Here is a 21,679-nt window from a genome sequence, read left to right as displayed (position 1 = left end):
AACAACGCTATCGCGGGGCAAGCCCGCTCCCACGCAAAAGCTCCCTGCGTCTTACAGCACCTGACGCAGGAACGCCTGGGCGCGCGGATCCTTCGGCGAATCGAAGAACGCCACCGGCGCCGAGTCTTCCAGCAATTTGCCGTGATCGAAGAACAGCACCCGATCAGCCACTTCGCGGGCAAAGCCCATCTCGTGCGTCACGCAGACCATGGTCATGCCTTCCTGCGCCAGAGTCTTCATGACGTCCAGCACTTCGCCAACCATCTCTGGGTCCAGCGCCGAGGTCGGCTCATCGAACAGCATCACCTTCGGGTCCATCGCCAGCGCCCGAGCAATCGCTACCCGCTGTTGCTGGCCACCGGAGAGCCGCGATGGATACTCGTTGGCTTTCTGGCCGATGCCTACCTTTTCCAGCAGCGCCCGCGCCTTGGCTTCGCGGTCCGCCTTGTTGCGCTTGCGCACGACTTTCTGCGCCAGGCACAGGTTCTCCAGCACGGTCATGTGCGGGAACAGGTTGAAATGCTGGAACACCATGCCGACTTCGCGGCGATAGGCGTTGATGTCGGTCTTGGGGTCATCCAGCTGCAGGCCATTGATCGACACATGACCGGCATCGAAGTGCTCCAGGCCATTGAGGCAGCGCAGGAAGGTCGATTTACCGGAACCCGACGGGCCCAGCACCACCACCACTTCGCCCTTGGCCACCTGCGTGGTGACGTTGTCCACCGCACGCACCACCTGGCCGCGGGTGTCGAACACTTTCAACAGATCACGGACTTCAATCACTTTGCGCAAGCCTCCGCTCGAGCCGGCTGGCAAGGTGCGACAGCGGCAGGTTGATCAGCAGGTACAGGCCTGCCACGCAGAACCAGATCTCGAAGGTCGAGAACGAGGTGGTGATCGCCTCGCGACCGCTCTTGGTCAGCTCGGTGATGGCAATGACCGAGACCAGCGAGGTGTCCTTGACCAGGCTGATGAACTGCCCAGCCAGCGGCGGCAATACGCGTTTGAAGGCCTGCGGCAAAATCACATGACGCATCGACTGCCCGGCATTCAGGCCCAGCGAGCGCGCCGCCTCGTTCTGCCCCTTGGCAATCGACTGCACGCCGGCGCGCACGATCTCCGCGACGTAGGCGCCCGTGAACAGCGCCAGCGCCGCCACCCCAGCGAACTCGCGAGACAGATTGAGCACAGTGCCGATGAAGAAGTAGAAGATGAAAATCTGCACCAAAAGCGGTGTGCCGCGTACTAGTTCGACGTAGACCGTCGACAGGTCACGCAGGGTCGGGTTGTTCGACAACCGGCACAAACCGGCGATCAGGCCGATCACCAGGCCCAAAGCACCGGACACCACCGACAGCCACAGCGTGGTCCACAGGCCCCAGGCCAGCGGACCGGCCGCCCAGTGCCGGGTTACACCGATCTGATCGCCTTCGGCGACGTCATCACCGCGGCTCAGTTGCAGGCTGTCCTTGGCCACCTCCAGCACCTGCTCTTGGCCATCCTCGCCCTTGAGCGTGACGCGGGCGCTGTCGCCTTGCAGGACGATTTCCTGCACGGTGCCATAGCTGGCTGCGCGCTGAGCCTCTTCGGCCTGGTAGGCGAAGTACTGGGGAACGCGGTTCCAGCGCCACTCGTAGGACATCAACGAGGTGGCGAAGTACAGGCTGATCGCCAGGCCCACCAACACCAGCGCGGTCAGCGCGTGCCAGGGCCACTGGGCTTTCTTGTGTTTGATCACGTGGGACTCCAAAAAGCAGCAAGCCGCAAGCTACAAGCTGCAAGAGAGGGCAGACCGTGCACCGATCCGCTTCTTCTTGCAGCTTGCAGCTTGCGGCTTGTAGCTGTGATTTATTCCATTTCCTTCAGCCAGTCCTTGTTCTTGAACCACTTGTCGTGGATACGATCGTAGGTCCCGTCATGCTTGATCTGGTGCAGGAAGTTGTTGATGAAGTTGATGCTGTCGTAGTCGCCTTTCTTCAGGCCGAAAGCCAGCGGCTCGTAGGTGAAGGGCTCTTCGAGGAACAGCAGCTTGCCAGCGCCGGCCTTCTCCACCGCCACCACGTTGTAAGGCGCGTCGTAGACGAAGGCATCAGCCTTGCCGTTGACCACGTCCATCACCGCTTCCTGCTCGTTGTCGTAGCCGTGGTACTTGGCTTTGCTGATCAGCTTCTTGGTGACCATCTCGCCGGTGGTGCCGAGCTTGGAGGTAACGCGGTACTTCTCGTTGTTCAGGTCTTTATACGACTTGATCTCACCCGCCAGCTCCTTGCGGATCAGCAGGGTCTGGCCGACGACGATGAACGGTTCGCTGAAGTTCAGGCGCAGGTTGCGCTCTTGGGTCAGGGTCATGCCGCTGCCGATCATGTCGAACTTGTTGGTCAGCAGGGCTGGGATGATGCCGTCGTAGGCGGTGGAGACGGTCTCCAGCTTGACGCCCATGGACTTGGCCATGGCCTTGAGGATGTCCACTTCGAAGCCGATGATTTCACCGCGCTTGTTGGTCATCTGGAAGGGCATGTAGGTCGGGTCCATGCCGACCCGCAGGGTACCGCTCTTGACCGCGTCGTCGATGGCGCCGGCCTGGGCGCTGGCCACTGCGACCAGCGCGGTGACGCCGACCAGCAGTCGCGACAGGTATTTCTTCATCATCACCAAGTCCCCTAGCAAAAAGAGTACGAAATCTTATTGTTGGCAGTAACGGTCCTACAGACCGCTGCGAAATATCGGATGGGATGCTAACGCATGCGCGGCTCGGGACCTAGAGCCTGGGGGGACTTTGTTGGCCAAAATAGGCCTATGGGGCTGCTTTGCAGCCCATCGCGGGCAAGCCCGCTCCTACAGGTCGTGCATCGAACCCTGTGGGAGTGGACTTGCCTGCGAAGGGCCGCAAAGCGGCCCCAAGGTTGGATCAGGCACCTACCAAGGAAGGCTGTGCCTCATTCTCCGGATGCAACGGCAACAGCGGCGAATGCGGATCGCTGTTGATCGAGTTGCGCCAGACATCGATCCAGGCCGAATTGTGCTCGGCCCAGACCCGCTCATGCAGGCGCGACAGCGCCACCGGATCGCTCAACAGCGCCAGACGGGTATTGCCGTCCAGTCCTTTCGGCCCGACTTCCAATGCCTTGGCGATGCGCTCTTCACGCAGCGCTTCGATCGGTGCCGCCTGGCCATGCCGGGCAGTCCCCATCGCGCAGGCCAAAGCGTTCTGGCGTGGGTCGACCACTGCCCGCACGAAGCCGTCATGCAGCGCATGCCAGCGGTTCTCGTGGGTGTACTGGTCGGTCGCCAACAGCTCGTGCGGGGTCGCGTACTCCTCAGGAATGAGGAACAGCTTCTCGTCCTTGGCCCGCAGGCCCAGGCGCACGCGGCTGGAGATCACCGAAACCGGGATCGACAGCACCAGCGAACCAACGATCGGCGCCAACCACCACAGGAAGCTTGGGTTCAACCAGGCCACCAACGCGGCCCAGGCAAAGCCCAACAGGGTCTGTGGACCATGGCGACGCACCGCTTCGCTCCACGGGGTGGAGTCGTCGTCACGCTGCGGCGAGTTCCAGGTCGCCGCCCAGCCGAGGAACGCGGCCAGGACGAAGCGGGTATGGAAGATCATCCGTACCGGCGCCAGCAGCATCGAGAACAGCATCTCGATCAGCATCGACAGGGTGACCTTGATCCGCCCACCGAACTCGGTGGCGCCCTTGGCCCAGATCAGGATGATGCTCAGCAGCTTGGGCAGGAACAGCAGCACGATGGTGGTGGAGAACAGCGCAATGGCCTTCTCCGGGTGCCATTGTGGCCACAACGGGTAGAGCTGGAACGGCTCGATGAAGTACTGCGGCTCCATCAGGGTGTTGGTCGCCAGCAAGGCGGTCGACAGCACCAGGAAGAAGAACCACAACGGCGCCGACAGGTACGACATCACCCCGGTAAGGAACACCGCACGGTGTACCGGGTGCATGCCCTTGACCAGGAACAGGCGGAAGTTCATCAGGTTGCCGTGGCACCAACGCCGGTCGCGCTTGAGCTCATCGAGCAGGTTGGGCGGTAACTCTTCATAACTGCCCGGCAGGTCGTAGGCGATCCACACTCCCCAGCCGGCCCGACGCATCAGCGCCGCTTCGACGAAGTCGTGGGACAGAATCGCACCGGCGAAGGCGCCCTTACCGGGCAACGGCGCGAGGGCGCAGTGCTCGATGAACGGCTTCATCCGAATGATCGCGTTGTGCCCCCAATAGTGCGATTCGCCCAGCTGCCAGAAGTGCAGGCCAGCGGTGAACAACGGGCCGTATACGCGGGTCGCGAACTGCTGCAGTCGCGCATACAGGGTGTCCATGCCCGAGGCCTTCGGCGCGGTCTGGATGATGCCGGCATCCGGGTTGGCCTCCATCAGGCGCACCAGGCTGCTCAGGCAGTCACCACTCATCACGCTGTCGGCGTCGAGTACCACCATGTACTTGTACTCGCTGCCCCAACGACGGCAGAAGTCGTCAAGGTTGCCGCTCTTGCGTTTGACGCGACGGCGGCGACGGCGGTAGAAGATGCGACCAAAGCCCTTGGCCTCGCGGCACACGTCCAGCCAGGCCTGCTGTTCGGCAACGGCGATGTCTGGATCGTTGGTGTCGCTGAGCACGAAGAAATCGAACCGATCGAGGTTGCCGGTGGCGGCCACCGACTCGAAGGTCGCGCGCAGACCGGCAAACACCCGTGGCACGTCTTCGTTGCAGATCGGCATTACCAGCGCGGTACGCGCTTCGGCGGCGATCGGCTCGCTACCGGCACTGCTGCCGGAGATCTTGTACTTGTCACGCCCGGTGAGCAGCTCGAGGAAGCCCATCAGCGCGGTCCAGAAGCCCGCCGACACCCAGCAGAAGAGGATACCGAACAGAATCAGGATGGAGGTCTGCAATGCATACGGCCAGACCTGCACGACGGTGTCCCACAGCGACTGGTTCATGATCTCGTCGAGATCGACGAACGACCAGCCCTGGTACGGCAGGATGCCTTTCATGTACCAGCCGGCAACGATGGTCTGACCGAGCATCAGCGCCAGCAGGATATAGCGACGCAGCGAGCCGACCCAGCGCCAGCGCGCTGGCGGCAGTTCGCGTTTGGGCGGCTGCGGTGCGTTGGTGCGGCCCGTCATGCGCCGCCACATGCGCACCAGGATGTTGGTGCGCCATGGCTCGGGCAGAACCCGGGTGCGCTTGATCGGCGGGGCGATCTTCAGGCACAGCCGACCGCTGCCGTCGACGCCGAGCATTTCGGCGTCTTCCAGCTCGGCGGCGCTGCCCACGGTCAGGCGTGGGCCCACCGAGGCCTGTACGGCCTCGGTGGCAGTGGCGGCCGGATTGGCCGCCAGGCGTTGGTGCAGCTCGCTGAACGAGGCGCAGTGGGCGAGTTCGGCCCGCTGCTCGTCGCTCAGTGGTAAGTGGGCCAGGTACTCGCCAAGCGATTCTGGCCTTGCGCTTGAGTTACTCATCGGCAGGCAACTGATAGCTCCAGGTTTCGGTCAGCACCTTCTCGGTGGTGGCCGGGGCCCCGTTGGTGGACGCCGCATCGGCGGCTGGTTGCTCGGCAGGCTTTTCAGCCTTGGCATGCTTGGCCGCAGCCTTGTCATGCTTGGTGTCCTTGGCCGGCTTAGGTGCTTCGACCGGAACGTCCTGCAGCAGGGCAGCGCGCATCTCGGTGGACTTCTTCGGATCCTGGATCTTCAGGCGCAAGGTCAGGCGCCAGCCCTTGGTCTCTGGGTTATAGCGCAGATTGTTCTCGACCACTTCGGCGTTGTCGCCAACGCTGATCTGGCTACGCACCTTGGCGTCTTCCTTCAACGCAGCCAGAGCGGGGCCCGCGAAATCGACCAGGAAAGCCACGCTACCGTCCGGCTGACGGATCAGGTTGGACTGCTTGACGTCACCGGTCGAACGCAGGGTCTGCTTGACCCAACCTAGCTCTGGGGCCTGGAACTTAGGCTCGTCGATGGTCCAGTGCAGGCGGTAGTCGTAGTCGGCTGGTTTACCTGGCTCTGGCAGGGTCTCCGGGCTCCAGAAGGCAACGATATTGTCGTTGGTCTCGTCGGCGGTCGGGATCTCGACCAGATCGACGGTGCCTTTGCCCCAGTCGCCCTTAGGCTCGATCCAGGTGCTTGGACGCTTCTGGTAGTTGTCATCGAGGTCTTCATAGTCGCTGAAGGCGCGGTGACGCTGCATCAGGCCGAAACCACGCGGGTTCTCGACGCTGAAGTTGCTCACAGCCAGGTGTTTCGGGTTGTTCAGCGGGCGCCACAGCCATTCGCCGTTGGCGGCATGGATCGACAGGCCTTCGGAGTCGTGCAGGGCCGGACGGTAGTTCATGACCTTGGAGGGCTGGTTAGGGCCAAACAGGTACATGCTGGTCAGCGGCGCGATACCCAGGCGGCTGACGTGATCACGCAGGTAGATGCGCGACTTGACGTCGACGATGGTGTCGTTGCCCGGGCGCACGGTTAGCTTGTAGGCGCCGGTGGAACGCGGCGAGTCGAGCAGGGCGTAGATCACCAGGTGCTTGTCGGCCGGCTTGGGCTTTTCGACCCAGAACTCGGTGAACCGCGGGAATTCTTCGCCGGACGGCAGCGCAGTGTCGATGGCCAGGCCACGGGCCGACAGGCCATAGGCGTGGCCCTTGCCGACGACGCGGAAATAGCTGGCGCCAAGCAAGGTCATGATCTCGTCTTGCTTGTCGGCCTTGTTGATCGGATAGAGCACGCGGAAACCGGCGTAGCCGAGGTTCTCGACGGTCTTGGCGTCGTGCGGCACGTCCTGGAACTCGAAGCGGCTCGGGTCGTACTTGATTTCCTCGACCTTGGTGGCGGTGACCTGGTTGATCTTCACCGGTGTGTCGAAGTGCATGCCCTGGTGGTAGAAGGACAGCTTGAACGGCGTCTTGTCCTTGGCCCACTCGGCCTTTTCCTGAAGGAAGCGGATTTTCTGGTAATCGGCGTACTTCATGTCGCGGAACACCGCCGGCAGATTGCTCTTCGGTGCTTCGTACTTCTGGCCGGCCAGATCCTTTGCCTTGGCTGCAACATCGTCAAGATTGAATGCCCACAGCTGGCCAGCGCTCATCAGGCCGACCAGTGCTACGCCAGCCGCCAGGGCCTTGCGCAGCCGATTGCCGGGGATTCTTGGTGCATTACAGGGACTTACAATCACGAGCAACCCTCGCCGAAAACAGATCATGAAACCAACGGCCAGCGACCAATGCCGGGTTGGCGAGCACTGTTCGGACCCCGTGAGGGCGTAATGATTCCCCAAACGGATCCAGACAATGCTCGAGTCAAGGTGAAACGAACCTGCGAACGCAGGTTCACGCAGCGCGCGATTATCCAGCAGGCCGCGTTACAACGCATCAGGCTGTACAAACTATTTATCGTACAAACCCCCTTGTTTTCCTGCAAACAGGGGGTTATTTCGCCTCAGATTTGTAACATAAATGTTACGGGGCCATCATTGACCAGGTGCACCTGCATGTCGGCGCCAAAACGACCGCTGGCAACGTCCTCGTGCGAGGTCCGTGCGCGCGCCAGCAGATAGTCGAACAACTCGGCGCCCAGCGCCGGTGGTGCGGCAGTCGAGAAGCCCGGGCGCATGCCGCTACGCGTATCGGCCGCCAGAGTGAACTGGGACACCAGCAGCAAGCCGCCGCCGATGTCCTTGAGCGACAGGTTCATCTTGCCGTCGGCATCGCTGAACACCCGGTAGTTGAGCAGCTTGTGCAACAGCTTATCGGCATGTTCACGGGTATCTTCAGGCTCGACTGCCACCAGCACCAGCAAACCCTGGTCGATGGCACCGACGATCTCCCCCTCTACCTCGACTCGCGCCCCGCGCACTCGCTGCAGCAAGCCTTTCATGCTTCTTCCAAGGGCAGGTCGAGCAGGCGCCGGGCCATCTGATCGGCAGCGCGCACCAACGCATCGGTGATACCGGGCTCCGACGCGGCATGACCGGCATCGCGGATAACCTTCAGCTCACTGTTGGGCCAGGCCTGATGCAGCTCCCAGGCGTTGTCCAGCGGGCAGATGACGTCGTAGCGGCCATGCACGATCACCGCTGGCAGGTGGGCGATCTTGGGCATGTCGCGGATCAGCTGGTCCGGCTCCAGGAAAGCATTGTTGGTGAAGTAGTGACACTCGATCCGGGCGATCGACAGTGCGCGCTGTGGCTCGGAGAAACGATCGACCACCAGCGGATTAGGGCGCAGGGTCGCGGTCCGGCCCTCCCAGGTCGACCAGGCCTTGGCCGCGTGCATCTGGGCGATCTGGTCGTTGCCGGTCAGGCGCTTGTGGAAGGCCTTGACCAGGTCGTCGCGTTCATCGGCGGGGATCGGCGCGATGTAGTCCTGCCAATAGTCAGGGAACAGGCGGCTGGCACCTTCCTGGTAGAACCACCGGATCTCCTGCGGGCGGCACAGGAAGATGCCGCGCAGGATCAAGCCATGCACGCGCTCGGGGTGGGTCTGGGCGTAGGCCAGGGCCAGGGTCGAACCCCAGGAACCGCCAAACAGCACCCACTTGTCGATGCCCAGGTGCTGGCGAATGCGCTCCAGGTCCTCGACCAGATGCCAGGTCGTGTTGTTCTCCAGACTCGCGTGCGGCGTGGAACGGCCGCAACCGCGCTGATCGAAAGTAATGATGCGATACAGGTTGGGGTCAAAATAGCAGCGGCTCTGCGCGTCGCAGCCGGCACCCGGCCCTCCGTGGATGAACACCACTGGCAGACCTTCCGGTGAACCGCTCTCATCGACATACAGCACATGCGGCGCTTGCACGGCCAGATCGTGCCGGGCGTAGGGTTTGATCTGCGGGTACAGGGTCTGCATTGCGCACTCCGTGTGAGGATTTAATCTGCCGTTGGGCATCATAAACCTGAATTGCGCTTTGAGCATGCTCCAGTGTCAAGTCGCGACGCGGGTGAGGCGCGATACTGCCAGGGGAGCCGCAAGCTAGATCATTGTATGGATCGTACCGCGTTGCCAGGTCATAGGATCGAAAGCCCTTGAAACGAGGCTCAATCATGACTGCCCTACCCGCCACTCAATCCGACTCCGACACCTCGGCCAGCACGCCCCAACAAAGACTGGTAGCAAGCAAATTGCCCGATTGGGTTGCCAACGCCAGCAAGCATACCCATGATCGCTTACGCGCATCGATCAACAAACCGGTATCCTGGTTCGAGGCGGCCTGCCAAACCGACCCGATGACAGTAAAAGCGCTGGCGCAGGACTATGCGTTGCACCGTGAGTACGAAGCGCAAGCAAGGGCGCTGCTCAAACCCTTGCCTAAACTCGAACACTTCGCCTCACGCCGCCTGACCCAGGCGATACATACTCGCTTTGGCGTGAAGCTGAACGTAGTCAAGACCTACCTGATCAATGCCAGCAAAGCTGCGGCCTACAAGCTGAGCCTGGATAAGGATGGCATTGTTGATGGCCAGCGCGCCTTGAAACTTGCCACCCAGTCGTTGCTTCGCTGCGCCATGCAAAACTTCGAAGCATCGGAAACGCAAGCCAAAGGCCTGGACACCGACTCGCTGCAGTCGGTAATCGTTGACAGCGACGAGTTCGTGTTCCTGACGTCACAGGGCAACCCCGTGGCGATTGCACCCGAGCAGTTCGCAGCCTTGTCTCGTGAGTTGGACATTGGCGGCCAGTATCAAGCGTTGATCGACGCCATCTACCACCCCAAGCCCTCCCCCAACCAGGTTTCGTCCACGGCTTACGACGTCCGACAAACATTCAAGCGAGCAGAACAATCTGCATTCCGCGTCCATGTACACCTGGCCTACTTGCAAAAAAACCTCAGCAAAGACATGTACCAGGCGCTGCTGACACTCGCCACTGAAGGCAAGGCCAACTATCGGGGCGACCCGCTGGCCTGCAACTTCCTGACCCTGTGGAAGCGCGCCCTCACTGGCGCCTTGATTATCGGTGCAAGGCCCTACAGGGGGGTGCTGGTGAGCTACCTGCCCGGTGCCCCTATCCCACTGAAAGAACACAGCTCGCCACAGGCGCTGTCAGCCTTCCTGCGCGATCAGCTATGGGCCTTTGACCTCGCGCAGCTAAAAGCCCTCATGCCAGCGCGCTACAAAGGAGAGTTGTCACAAAAACTGCTGGATCTGCTGCGTCCTTTGAAGTGGGATGCCAAGCAACGCCAGTATGTCTCGGCGTTCGACCCCACGGCCGTGGTACCCCACGGCCTGCAGTACTTCACCGAGCCTTTCCTCGATCAATTGGTCAGCCAGAAACACCAACGGCTCACGGACGACGCTCAGTTCCACGCCGTACCCACAGCTCTGGAAGATGAGAAAACTGCGGCAAAGCGCAAAGCCTACTTCATGCAGCTGGCCTTCGAGGCACTAACGCTTACCAGTTTCTTCGTGCCAGCGCTGGGCCAGGTGATGTTGGGAGTGACGGTCTTCCAATTGGGTTTCGAAGTGTTCGAAGGGCTCGAAGCCTGGGGCAACGATGACCGCGAGCAAGCCTTGGGCTACCTGATGGATGTCGCCGAAAACGTGGCGCTCATCGCGGCATTGAGCGGTGCAGGAGCCGCTGTCGAAGGCGCGGGTGGCACACCGGCACTTGAAAGGATCCCGGTAGAAACACCTTCGTTCATCGAAGAGCTTGAGACCGTGGAGTTGCCCAATGGCGAAACTCGGTTGTGGAAACCAGATCTGACACCTTTCGCCCATGACATCGTGCTACCTGCCGGGCTTACGCCGGATGAATTCGGTCTGTATCACTATCAGGGCAAAACCTGGTTGGCGTTGCAAGACAAGGTGTATTCGGTCAAACCACTACCGAGCAGCGAGGACTACTGTATCGAGCACCCCACCAAGGCGCTCGGCTACACGCCTTCGCTGCGGCACAATGGTGCAGGCGCTTGGCAGCATGCACTGGATCGACCACAACAATGGGAGGGTTCGACGCTACTCAAGCGCCTGCTGCCTCAAGCAGGTAGGCTGTCTGAGCAATCGGTCCAACGGGTCCTGCGGGTCAGTGACTGTCATGAGGCGGTACTGCGACAAGCATTGAGCGACAACCAACGGGCACCGGCATTGCTCGAAGATACGCTGCACAGGTTCCTGCTCGATCAGGCAATCACCGATGAGTTTGCAAGCAGTTCCAGCCATTCCAGCTCCAGGATCAGTGCGTTCCAGGCCCGCTACCAGGTAGTGCCGGACACGCTGCCGCCGGCTAGAGCGCTGATCAGCCAGCGTTATCCACAACTGCCCGCGCCTATCGCCGATGAAGTCGTGCGCCATGCCAGCGCCGCGGAAATGGAGCTAATGCGCAAAGGCACGATTGCGCCGCGTATCGCCATGGAAGTGCGCAGTTATCAGCAGCAAGTTCGCCTGGCCCGCGCCTATGAGGGGCTATATCTGGACTCGGTACGCAACCCTGATACCGACATCCTGGTTCTGCACACCCTGCAAACCCTCCCAGGCTGGTCGCCCGAGGTGCGGATCGAGCTGCGCCAAGGCAGCTTCCTGGGAGCACTGATCGGTGCCATCGGTCCTGACGATGCAGCAATGCGCAAGGTCCTGGCCCGGCACGCCGGCGATTACCAGGCCTACGATGCTAGTGGACTCGAGTTGCATGGGCGCGATCAGCTCTACGCAGCGCTACTGCATGCATTGCCCGACGAACAACGTGCTGCGCTAGGCTTTCCGGGCGTATGGGATGGCGCAAAACTCAAGCAGGCCATTGAGCAGCGCCCCTTGTTGACGCGCCACAAGTTGAGGCAGGCATTGGCGATGCAACCTGTGGTAGCAGGGCACAAGTCGCCGATGCGACTGGCTGATGGCCGTAGCGGTTACGCCTTGAGCGGCAAAGGGACCCTGCCCGGCTTCATCGCCCGAGATACGCTGCTCGACATGATTCGCTGGCTGGAGCTACCCCGCGAGGGTCAATCGGCCGAAGCGCTGCTCGACGCTCTGGAAAACCTGGGCTTGAACCGTCATCAGATCCATACACGCTTGACCGAACTGCTGACGCAACGTTCAGCGCTTGAGGCCGATCTAACGAGCTGGGGCGAAACCTCCAGCACACTTGTCGATCTCGACAGACGTACCGCCAGCCGCAGTCGGATCCAGGCGGCGCTCTGGCAACAATGGTACGACAGCAACTTGCCGGAGATGGGTCGCACAGCTTCACCGCTACGCCTTGAGCGAGTCCTGCTGATCGACTTTCCTGCGCGGCTGCCGGACTTCTTTTTGCAACGGGTGCAAGGCTTACAACTCATTGATGTGGACGTGAATACCAGTGGGATGCCTGACTCTGTTCCCCAGCAGGTCAACGATCTTCAAACAGTCGATCGCTTCTATCGATTATTTGGGCATTTGACCTCTCTGGAGATCGGTCGTGACGTGGTAGCGCCAAGCCGCAACTCGGCCACCCATGACTTGTACCGAATTTCCAGGTGTTTTCCCGCGCTCAGGGAGCTGCGACTGGTGAACCTGAACATCCATCTCTCCGCGCTGGAGTTCGATCAGCTTCGCAGCCTTACCCAGCTCCAATACCTGGACCTCAGCGGCAACAACCTACGCCTTGTGAGTGGCCAAGACGTATTGCACGGTCTGTCATTGCGCTTCCTGGGGCTCGATCACACAGGGCTGGAGGCTTGGCCTAACTGGCTGAATGAAGCAGCCGTTTCCAGGTTGGGCCACCTTTCACTGCGCAACAACCATATCTCAGCGATACCTGACGCCCTAGTCGACGATACAGCTATCGCGCCTCCTCATACTCTGGTTTCCCTAGAGGGCAATTTCATGTCCCTGCATACCATCTTGAGGACCACACTGCGCGACAACGCAACGAACGGCCGATACACCTTCAATGTTGATGTCACACCTTCGATTCAAAACATAGTGGACCATCACCTACGTCAATATGCCGAGCTCAGTGAGACGCTCGATAACTGGGCGCATGCATCCACTTCAGCGATGCCCTTAAGCGAACAGACTACCCACGCCAGAGTCCAGGTCGGCAACGCGCTGCTTGCCCACCTGCGCCGCGTACAAGTTGGCGAGACCAATGCCCCGCTGCGCCTTACAGAGATTAGCCTCAGCGATTTTCCGGCGCGATTGCCCAGTAGTTACTTTGCCCAGATCCATGACCTGCAACTGATCCGTGTGTCTGCCACGCCGGCGCAACTCGATCACTTTCTCGGCCAATTCAGCGCACTCAGTGGACTGACGCTGGAGGGGCATATACAGCCGCTCGAGGCCTTGCCCGGCGCGCTGACCTCGCTACGATTGCTGCAACGTTTGAACCTGTGTGAACAAGGGCTATTGGTCGACCAGCACGCAATCGACACCTTCGCAAGCCTGCCTAACCTCAATGCCCTGGTGCTCGATGGCAATCGCATAGGCGCTATCGTCGATGCCTCAGGGCTGTCCAGGACCCTCAGATCACTGTCGCTAGTCAACACTGGCCTGCACACCTGGCCACAATGGGTCGAGCAACTGTTCCCCCTTTACCTGCTGGAGCTCGATGACAATCAGATCATCGAGCTGCCTGAGCACATCCTCTACAACCCTCGCAGCGATGTCGGCCACACCGAAATATCCCTGACCGGAAACCCCCTGAGCGAGGATACGATGTATCGGGCGCACACCTCTGAAAATGGTCGACGTGCCTATTCTTTCAATATGGACCTGCCAGCCAGCATCGCCAATGAACACTGGAGAGACCGGCATTCCTCGGACTCGGAATCGGAATCGCACAGCGACTCTGACTCCGATACGCAGTCCACTCACTCAGACACCGGCAGCAACAGTGAAGGGCATGTACATAACCCCACTCTGCCCTTCGCGCAGAACGCAGCCAATGTCGAGGATTGGTTGCTGGGAACCGTTGAGGAAAACCAAGCGCACCAGCTCACCTGGGATGCTCTGGTGGCAGGTGCTGATGCGCCAGACTTGCTGGCACTGACTGACCGCCTGACGCAAAGCGCACCCTACCGGACGCAGGCTACCCGTGCCGATTTCGCTGCGCGTCTCTGGCACGTGCTGGAAATAGCCAGCGCCAATGCAGCAGAGCGCCAGCTGTTCAACGTCATGGCGCAAGAAGCCACGACCACCTGTGCCGATGGCGCCTGGCTGATTTTCAACCAGATGGAGATTCGCGTATTCACCGAACAGGCACTGCGCGACATCCCATCTGCCTCCCGTGGATCGGCCCTGTACCGCCTGACCCAACGCCTGTATCGCTTGCAGGAGCTGGACGACATTGCCCGCGCGCAAGCGGGAACGCGTGATCAGGCAGAGGTCCGTCTGGCCTACCGTGTACATTGGGCGCAGGCGCTTGAATTGCCATTGCCACCGAGCAGCATGCTTTACCGCGCGGTGGCCAGCATTCGCAAAGGCGAGCTCGATGAAGCATTGGCTCAGGTCCAGCGAGGTGAGCACGCCGAGCCATTCCTGCGCTATGCGGCGCAGCGGGACTTCTGGATCGAGTACCTGAAAGAAACCCACGCCAGTCGCTTCAAGCAACTGGAAGAGGATTATCAGGCCCGGGTATTGGCGGTCACCGACCAGTATCCAGATCAGACGGTGGAACAATTGCAGCCGGAGTACGACCGCCTGAAGGAGGAACATGAGCGCAACATGACGCGATTGATCCGCGAGCTGACCCTCGCCAGCGGACACGAGTACGCGTAACAGACTTCACCAAGTGGCGACAGCGCTCGCCGCTCGGTGCAGGGTCATTTGCCGTAGCGCTCTCGCCCCCATGCCAGCAGCGTTTCCAGCAAGCCTTTGAGCACCACCTGGGTAGGCCGGGCCAGATCCTCACAGTAAGTGAACGGCTCGACCTCCTCCATATAGGTGCTCTGCGCCAACTCCAGCTGCACCGCATGGATGTGCTGCGCAGGGTTGCCGTAGTGACGGGTGATGTGCCCGCCCTTGAAACGTCCGTTGAGCACGTGGCTGTAACCTTCGGCCCCAGCGCACACCCCCTTGAGCCGCTCGGCCAACTGCGCGTCGCAGCTGGCACCATTGAAAGTGCCAAGGTTGAAGTCCGGTAGCTTGTCCTCGAACAGGTGCGGGATATGCGAGCGGATCGAATGCGCATCCCACAGCAGGGCATAGCCAAACGCTTCGCGTAGACGCGCCAGCTCATGCTTGATCGTGTCGTGATAAGGGCGCCAGATCTGCTCCAAGTAGGCTGCACGCTCGTCAGAAGAAGGCGTCAGGCCGTCTTTGAACAGGGGCTCGCCCTCGAACAATGTGGCCGGATACAGGCCCGTGGTTGCTCCGGCGTACAACGGCTTGTCATCGTCAGGCCGATTGAGATCGATGACAAAGCGTGAGTATTGCGCCGCCACAACACTTGCGCCCAGATCACGGGCGAAGTCGTACAGCAGGGGAATGTGCCAGTCGGTGTCGGGCAAACTGCGCGCCTGATCGACCAGCCCATCGCGCACAGCCGGCGTCAGGCCAAGGCCTGCATGCGGCATGCTGATCAGCAGCGGCAGCCGACCTTGATGGAAACTCAATACCTTGTGCATGTCTGCCTCGCTCAATTGGAAATCTCGTGACCGCGGCGCACCACACGCTTGGGCAAGTCACCGCCGAGCCAGTAGGCAAGGTCGGCGGGGCGTTCGATCTGCCAGGCGATGAAGTCCGCCAGCTTGCCGACTTCCAGCGAGCCGTGGCTAGCACCCAGCCCGAGCGCGGTAGCAGCATGCAGGGTGACGCCGGCCAGGGCCTCCTCCGGGGTCATGCGGAACAACGTACAGCCCATGTTCAGCATCAAGCGCAGCGACAGGCCTGGCGAAGTGCCTGGGTTGAGGTCGCTGGCCAGGGCAATCTTCACGCCATGCTTGCGCAGCGCCTCCATCGGCGGCAGCTGGGTCTCGCGCAGGAAATAGAACGCGCCCGGCAGCAGCACGGCAACCGTGCCGGCCGCAGCCATGGCGATGGCATCCTCTTCGGTCATGAACTCCAGGTGATCGGCGGACAGCGCCTGGTAGCGTGCCGCCAGGCTCGAGCCATGCAGCGACGACAACTGCTCGGCATGCAGCTTGACCGGCAGGCCCAGTTCACGTGCCTTGATGAACACCCGCTCGACCTGGGCCGGGGAGAACGCCAGGTGCTCGCAGAATGCATCCACCGCATCCACCAGGCCCTCGCCCGCCAGCGCGGGCAGCAGCTCGTCGCAGATGTGCGCGATGTAGTCATCGGCCCTGCCTGCGTATTCCGGCGGCAAGGCATGAGCGGCCAGACAGGTACTGCGCACGGTCAGTGGCAGCTCTTCGGCCAGGCGCCGGGCCACGCGCAGCATCTTGCGTTCGTTGGCCAGGTCCAGGCCGTAGCCGGACTTGATCTCCACGGTAGTGACGCCATCGCGCATCAGCGCTTGCACGCGCTGGCGGGCACTGGCGAACAGCTCGTCCTCGCTGGCCGCGCGGGTGGCCCGCACGGTGCTGGCAATGCCGCCGCCTTGCGCGGCAATCTCGGCATAGCTGACGCCCTGCAGGCGCTGTTCGAACTCGCCGCTGCGGTTACCGCCGAACACCGCGTGGGTGTGGCAGTCGATCAGCCCTGGGGTAACCCAGGCGCCCGCCAGATCCACCGTGCGCTCGGCATCGACCGACGGCAGCTCGCGACGCGGGCCGATCCACTCGATCAGGCCTGCGTTGCTGACGATGGCCGCGTCGTCGATGATCGAGTAGCTGCCTTGGGCCATGCTGGCCACCTGGCAATGCTGCCAAAGGGTTCTCATAGAGCGTCTCCGTTACTAACGATGCAGCTCGGCGTGCTCCCTGGCCAGCTCGCCCTGGCCTGCGCGCGGTTTGCACCACAGCAGGTAGGAGGCCACCAGGAACACCACCCAGACCACACCGACGAGCAATGCCGCCTGGGTATCCGGGAAGTAACCGAGCACCGCAAAGATGAACACCATGAAGGCAATCGCCAGCGCTGGTCCATACGGCCAGAACGGCACCGGGAACTTGAGCTGGGCCGCCTCTTCGCGCGTCATCCGGCGACGCATGGCGACTTGTGTGACCAGGATCATCAGCCACACCCACACCGTAGCGAAAGTGGCGATCGAGGCGATCAACAGGAACACGTTTTCCGGGATCAGGTAGTTGAGCACCACGCCGATCAACAGCGCCGCCCCCATCACCAGCACCGTGAGCCACGGTACGCCGTGTTTCGACAGTTGGGCAAAACCGCGTGGCGCGTGGCCCTGTTGCGCCAGGCCATACATCATCCGACCCGCGCCGAAGATGTCGCTGTTGATCGCCGACACAGCCGCAGAAATCACCACCACATTGAGCACGGCGGCGGCTGAGCCGATCCCCAGGTTGCTGAAGATCTGCACGAACGGGCTGCCTTGGCTGCCGATCTGCGGCCACGGGTACAGGCACATCAACACGAACAGGGTGAGCACATAGAACAGCAGGATGCGCAGCGGCACGGCGTTGATCGCCTTGGGAATCACCCGCTGCGGATCCTTGGCTTCACCGGCGGTGATGCCGATGATTTCAATACCGCCAAAGGCGAACATCACCACGGCAAAGGAGGCGATCAAACCGCCGATACCGTTGGGCATGAAGCCGCCATGCTCGAACAGATTGCCGACCCCCACGGCAGCGCCGTTGCCGACCTGGCCAAAGCCGAAGGCCATGATGCCCAGGCCGGCGAGGATCATCGCCACGATGGCGCCGACCTTGAGCAGCGACAGCCAGAACTCCATCTCGCCAAACACCTTGACGTTGCACAGGTTCAGCCCGCCGATCAGAAAGACGATGCCCAGTACCCAGATCCAGCGCGGCACGTCGGGGAACCAGAAGCCCATGTAGATACCGAAGGCGGTCACATCGGCAATGCAGACGATGATCATCTCGAAGGCGTAGGTCCAGCCGAGGATGAAACCGGCCATAGGCCCCAGGTAGGTGCTGGCGTAGTGGCCGAAGGAGCCGGCCACCGGGTTGTGCACGGCCATCTCGCCGAGGGCGCGCATGACCATGAACACCGCAGCGCCGCCAATCAGGTAGGCCAGCAGCACGGCGGGGCCGGCCATCTGGATGGCCGAGGCAGAGCCGTAGAACAGGCCGGTGCCGATGGCAGAGCCGAGGGCCATAAAACGAATGTGGCGGGACGATAGCCCGCGTTTGAGTCCTTGAGCTTGTTGCATTCTGCGTCCCTTTTATTTTTTTTGGACGAACAACCGCGTGTTGGGGCCGCATTGCGGCCCCCGCTATCTCACAGGCTCGGCAACACTCCAGCCGGCAACAACCCTGTCAGCGTGCCCTCAGCCAGCAGTTCACTGGCAATCTCGATATCCGGCGAGAAGAACCGGTCACGCTCGTAGTGCGCGACTTTCTCGCGCAGCGCCTTGCGGGCCTGTTCGAGCTTGGCCGAGGTTTTCAGCCCCTTGCGCAGGTCGAGCCCTTGGCACGCGCCCAGCCATTCGATAGCCAGCACGCCACGGGTGTTCTCGGCCATTTCCCACAACCGCTTGCCCGCCGCCGGGGCCATCGACACATGGTCTTCCTGGTTGGCCGAAGTCGGCAGGCTGTCGACGCTGTGCGGATGCGACAGCGCCTTGTTTTCGCTGGCCAGCGCGGCAGCCGTCACCTGGGCGATCATGAAGCCCGAGTTGACCCCGCCGTTTTCTACCAGGAACGGCGGCAGCTGGGACATGTGCTTGTCCATCATCAGCGAGATGCGCCGCTCGCTCAGCGCACCGATCTCGGCAATCGCCAGCGCCAGGTTGTCAGCCGCCATCGCCACCGGCTCGGCGTGGAAATTACCCCCGGAGATCACATCGCCTTCGGCGGCGAACACCAACGGGTTATCCGACACCGCGTTGGACTCGATGGCCAATACCTCGGCAGCCTGGCGCAACTGGGTCAGGCAGGCGCCCATGACCTGTGGCTGGCAGCGCAGCGAGTAGGGATCCTGGACCTTGCCGCAGTTCTCGTGCGAGCGCGACACCTCGCTGGAATCGCCGAGCAGATCGCGGTAGCAAGCTGCCGCGTCGATCTGGCCGCGCTGGCCACGCACTTCGTGGATGCGTGCATCGAATGGCGAACGCGAACCCAGCGCCGCTTCGACGGTAAGGCCGCCGCAGATGATCGCCGCAGCGAACAGGTCTTCGGCGTGGAACAACCCACGCAAGGCGTAGGCAGTCGATGCCTGGGTACCATTGAGCAGGGCCAGCCCCTCTTTGGCTGCCAGGGTCAGCGGCTCGAGGCCGGCCACTGCCAGGGCCTCGTTTGCAGGCAACCACTGACCCTGATAACGCGCCTTGCCCTCACCCAGCAGCACCAGCGACATGTGCGCCAATGGTGCCAGGTCGCCCGAGGCGCCTACCGAACCCTTGAGCGGAATGTGCGGATAGACTTCAGCGTTGACCAAGGCGATCAGCGCATCGATGACCTTGCGGCGAATACCGGAGAAACCCCGGCTCAGGCTGTTGATCTTGAGCACCATGATCAAGCGCACCATGGCGTCATCCAGCGGCGCGCCGATGCCGGCAGCGTGCGACAGCACCAGCGAGCGCTGCAGGTTTTCCAGGTCTTCGCGGGCAATGCGGGTCGAGGCCAGCAGGCCAAAACCGGTGTTGATGCCGTAGGCTGTGCGGTCCTCGGCGAGAATCTGTTCGACGCAAGCGACGCTGGCATTGATCGCCGGGCCAGCACTGTCATCCAGGCGCAGTTGCACGGGCGCGGCGTGGATCGCGCGCAGCTGGGCCAGGGTCAGGGTACCGGGCTTGAGGGTCAGTTCGGTCACTTCGCTACTCCATTCGCATGGGGCCCGCAGGCCCCTTCTTGTTATTCAGTATCGCCCTTGTTCGGTGCTGACGATCAACCTGTGATCATCGGCAGATCGAGGCCCTGCTCTTTGGCGCAGTCGACAGCGATCGGGTAACCGGCATCGGCATGGCGCATGACGCCGGTGCCTGGGTCGTTGGTCAGCACGCGGGCAATGCGCTCGGCGGCTTCGTCGCTACCATCGCAGACGATGACCATGCCTGAGTGTTGCGAGAAGCCCATGCCCACGCCGCCACCGTGGTGCAGCGAAACCCAGGTAGCGCCGCTGGCGGTATTGAGCAGGGCGTTGAGCAGCGGCCAGTCGGACACCGCGTCGGAGCCATCGCGCATCGATTCGGTTTCGCGGTTCGGGCTGGAGACCGAGCCGGAATCAAGGTGGTCGCGACCAATGACGATCGGCGCCGACAACTCGCCGCTACGCACCATTTCGTTGAAGGCCAGGCCCAGCTTGGCACGCAGGCCCAGGCCAACCCAGCAGATACGCGCCGGCAGGCCCTGGAAGCTGATGCGCTCGCGGGCCATGTCCAGCCAGCGGTGCAGGTGGGCGTCGTCAGCGATCAGCTCTTTGACCTTGGCATCGGTTTTGTAGATGTCTTCAGCTTCGCCCGACAGCGCGGCCCAGCGGAATGGACCCACGCCGCGGCAGAACAGCGGACGGATATAGGCCGGAACGAAGCCTGGGAAGTCGAAGGCATTGCTCACGCCCTCTTCCTTGGCCATCTGGCGAATGTTGTTGCCGTAGTCGAAGGTCGGCACACCCTGCTTCTGGAAGTCGAGCATGGCCTGCACGTGAACGGCCATGGACTGCTTGGCAGCCTTGACCACTGCGGCCGGTTCGGTCTGGGCGCGGTCGCGGTACTGCTCCCAGGTCCAGCCAGCGGGCAGGTAGCCGTTGAGCGGGTCGTGGGCGCTGGTCTGGTCAGTGACCATGTCCGGACGCACGCCACGCTTGACCAGCTCCGGCAGGATTTCGGCGGCGTTGCCCAGCAGGGCGATGGAGATGGCTTTGCCTTCGGCGGTGTATTTGCCAATGCGCGCCAGCGCGTCGTCCAGATCGCTGGCTTGCTCGTCGACATAGCGGCTGCTCAGGCGGAAATCGATCCGGCTCTGCTGGCACTCGATGTTCAGCGAGCAAGCGCCGGCCAGGGTCGCCGCCAGTGGCTGGGCGCCGCCCATGCCGCCAAGGCCGGCGGTGAGCACCCACTTGCCCTTGAGGCTGCCGTTGTAGTGCTGGCGACCGGCTTCGACGAAGGTTTCGTAGGTGCCTTGGACAATGCCCTGGCTGCCGATGTAGATCCAGCTGCCGGCGGTCATCTGACCGTACATGGCCAGGCCCTTGGCATCCAGTTCGTTGAAGTGCTCCCAGTTGGCCCAGTGCGGCACCAGGTTGGAGTTGGCGATCAACACGCGCGGGGCGTTGCTGTGGGTCTTGAACACACCGACCGGCTTGCCAGACTGCACCAGCAGGGTCTCGTCGTCTTCCAGGCGGGTCAGGGTCTCGACGATCTTGTCGTAGCACTCCCAGTTACGTGCGGCGCGGCCAATGCCGCCGTAGACCACCAGTTCCTTGGGGTTCTCGGCCACCTGCGGGTCGAGGTTGTTCATCAGCATGCGCAGCGGCGCTTCGGTCATCCAGCTTTTGGCGGTCAGCTTGTTGCCACGCGGGGCACGGATTTCTACGTCACGGTATTTGTTGTTGTCAGTCACGGGGAAGGTCCTCTGCGGTCATCCGACGGCGGTGTGTCGATGGACAATATACAAACACACCTTTACTTGTATGTACAAGCATGGACAACTAAAAATATTGTGCCTTTCCCTTAAATGATTAGGGCCGCTTTGCAGCCCATCGCG

General features: G+C 61.8%; 13 protein-coding genes. 1 reads left to right on the top strand and 12 read right to left on the bottom strand.

The annotated features are described in order from the left end of the window. Positions 1-51: 51 nt before the first annotated feature. The 7 genes from ACF8K2_RS10765 to pip all read right to left on the bottom strand — a co-directional run bounded on the left by ACF8K2_RS10765 (position 52) and on the right by pip (position 8,862). A complete protein-coding gene (locus ACF8K2_RS10765) occupies positions 52-786 on the bottom strand; it encodes an amino acid ABC transporter ATP-binding protein (RefSeq protein ID WP_392464755.1) in 735 nt (244 codons plus the stop codon). Continuing rightward, the gene (locus ACF8K2_RS10760) at positions 779-1,741 is read right to left on the bottom strand and encodes an amino acid ABC transporter permease (protein ID WP_392464753.1); all 963 of its coding nucleotides are present in this window, start codon (positions 1,739-1,741) and stop codon (positions 779-781) included. Before ACF8K2_RS10760 ends, ACF8K2_RS10765 begins: the two co-directional genes overlap by 8 nt. Before the next feature lie 110 nt (positions 1,742-1,851). After that, positions 1,852-2,649, bottom strand: a complete 798-nt coding sequence (locus tag ACF8K2_RS10755) for a transporter substrate-binding domain-containing protein (RefSeq protein WP_186557389.1) — start codon at positions 2,647-2,649, stop codon at positions 1,852-1,854. 262 nt (positions 2,650-2,911) lie between these two features. Beyond that, on the bottom strand, positions 2,912-5,485 hold the full coding sequence (gene mdoH / locus ACF8K2_RS10750) for a glucans biosynthesis glucosyltransferase MdoH (RefSeq protein ID WP_392464751.1): 2,574 nt from the start codon (positions 5,483-5,485) through the stop codon (positions 2,912-2,914). After that, positions 5,478-7,193 (bottom strand): glucan biosynthesis protein G, encoded by a 1,716-nt coding sequence (locus ACF8K2_RS10745; RefSeq protein WP_217838544.1) that lies wholly within the window; start codon positions 7,191-7,193, stop codon positions 5,478-5,480. The genes mdoH and ACF8K2_RS10745 overlap by 8 nt, the downstream gene beginning before the upstream one ends. 263 nt (positions 7,194-7,456) lie before the next feature. Further along, positions 7,457-7,894 carry a D-aminoacyl-tRNA deacylase gene (dtd, locus tag ACF8K2_RS10740; RefSeq protein WP_186557635.1) on the bottom strand — a complete coding sequence of 146 codons (438 nt, stop codon included), beginning with the start codon at positions 7,892-7,894 and terminating at the stop codon, positions 7,457-7,459. Continuing rightward, the gene (gene pip / locus ACF8K2_RS10735) at positions 7,891-8,862 is read right to left on the bottom strand and encodes a prolyl aminopeptidase (protein ID WP_312151336.1); all 972 of its coding nucleotides are present in this window, start codon (positions 8,860-8,862) and stop codon (positions 7,891-7,893) included. Before pip ends, dtd begins: the two co-directional genes overlap by 4 nt. Before the next feature lie 194 nt (positions 8,863-9,056). Between pip and ACF8K2_RS10730 the strand changes: the two genes are divergently transcribed. Then, positions 9,057-14,702 carry an NEL-type E3 ubiquitin ligase domain-containing protein gene (locus tag ACF8K2_RS10730; protein ID WP_392464750.1) on the top strand — a complete coding sequence of 1,882 codons (5,646 nt, stop codon included), beginning with the start codon at positions 9,057-9,059 and terminating at the stop codon, positions 14,700-14,702. Positions 14,703-14,746: 44 nt separating this feature from the next. Here the strand turns inward: ACF8K2_RS10730 and hutG are convergent, their stop codons facing one another. The 5 genes from hutG to hutU all read right to left on the bottom strand — a co-directional run bounded on the left by hutG (position 14,747) and on the right by hutU (position 21,535). After that, positions 14,747-15,550 (bottom strand): N-formylglutamate deformylase, encoded by an 804-nt coding sequence (gene hutG, locus ACF8K2_RS10725; protein ID WP_392464749.1) that lies wholly within the window; start codon positions 15,548-15,550, stop codon positions 14,747-14,749. An 11-nt stretch (positions 15,551-15,561) separates the two neighbouring features. After that, on the bottom strand, positions 15,562-16,767 hold the full coding sequence (gene hutI / locus ACF8K2_RS10720; protein ID WP_392464748.1) for an imidazolonepropionase: 1,206 nt from the start codon (positions 16,765-16,767) through the stop codon (positions 15,562-15,564). Positions 16,768-16,782: 15 nt separating this feature from the next. Next, positions 16,783-18,186, bottom strand: a complete 1,404-nt coding sequence (locus ACF8K2_RS10715) for an amino acid permease (RefSeq protein ID WP_264235622.1) — start codon at positions 18,184-18,186, stop codon at positions 16,783-16,785. Between the two features lie 68 nt (positions 18,187-18,254). Continuing rightward, complete coding sequence (hutH, locus tag ACF8K2_RS10710; protein ID WP_392464745.1) at positions 18,255-19,787, bottom strand: histidine ammonia-lyase; 1,533 nt, start codon at positions 19,785-19,787, stop codon at positions 18,255-18,257. A gap of 74 nt (positions 19,788-19,861) precedes the next feature. After that, complete coding sequence (hutU, locus tag ACF8K2_RS10705; RefSeq protein WP_392464743.1) at positions 19,862-21,535, bottom strand: urocanate hydratase; 1,674 nt, start codon at positions 21,533-21,535, stop codon at positions 19,862-19,864. Between the last annotated feature and the right edge of the window lie 144 nt (positions 21,536-21,679).

Origin of the sequence: Pseudomonas sp. xss_2 (assembly GCF_043104195.1) — a bacterium.
In the GTDB taxonomy this organism is placed as follows: Bacteria; Pseudomonadota; Gammaproteobacteria; order Pseudomonadales; family Pseudomonadaceae; genus Aquipseudomonas; species Aquipseudomonas urmiensis.
The sequence above is the reverse complement of the archived record's forward strand: the minus strand, read 5'-3'. Positions and strand labels throughout refer to the sequence as shown.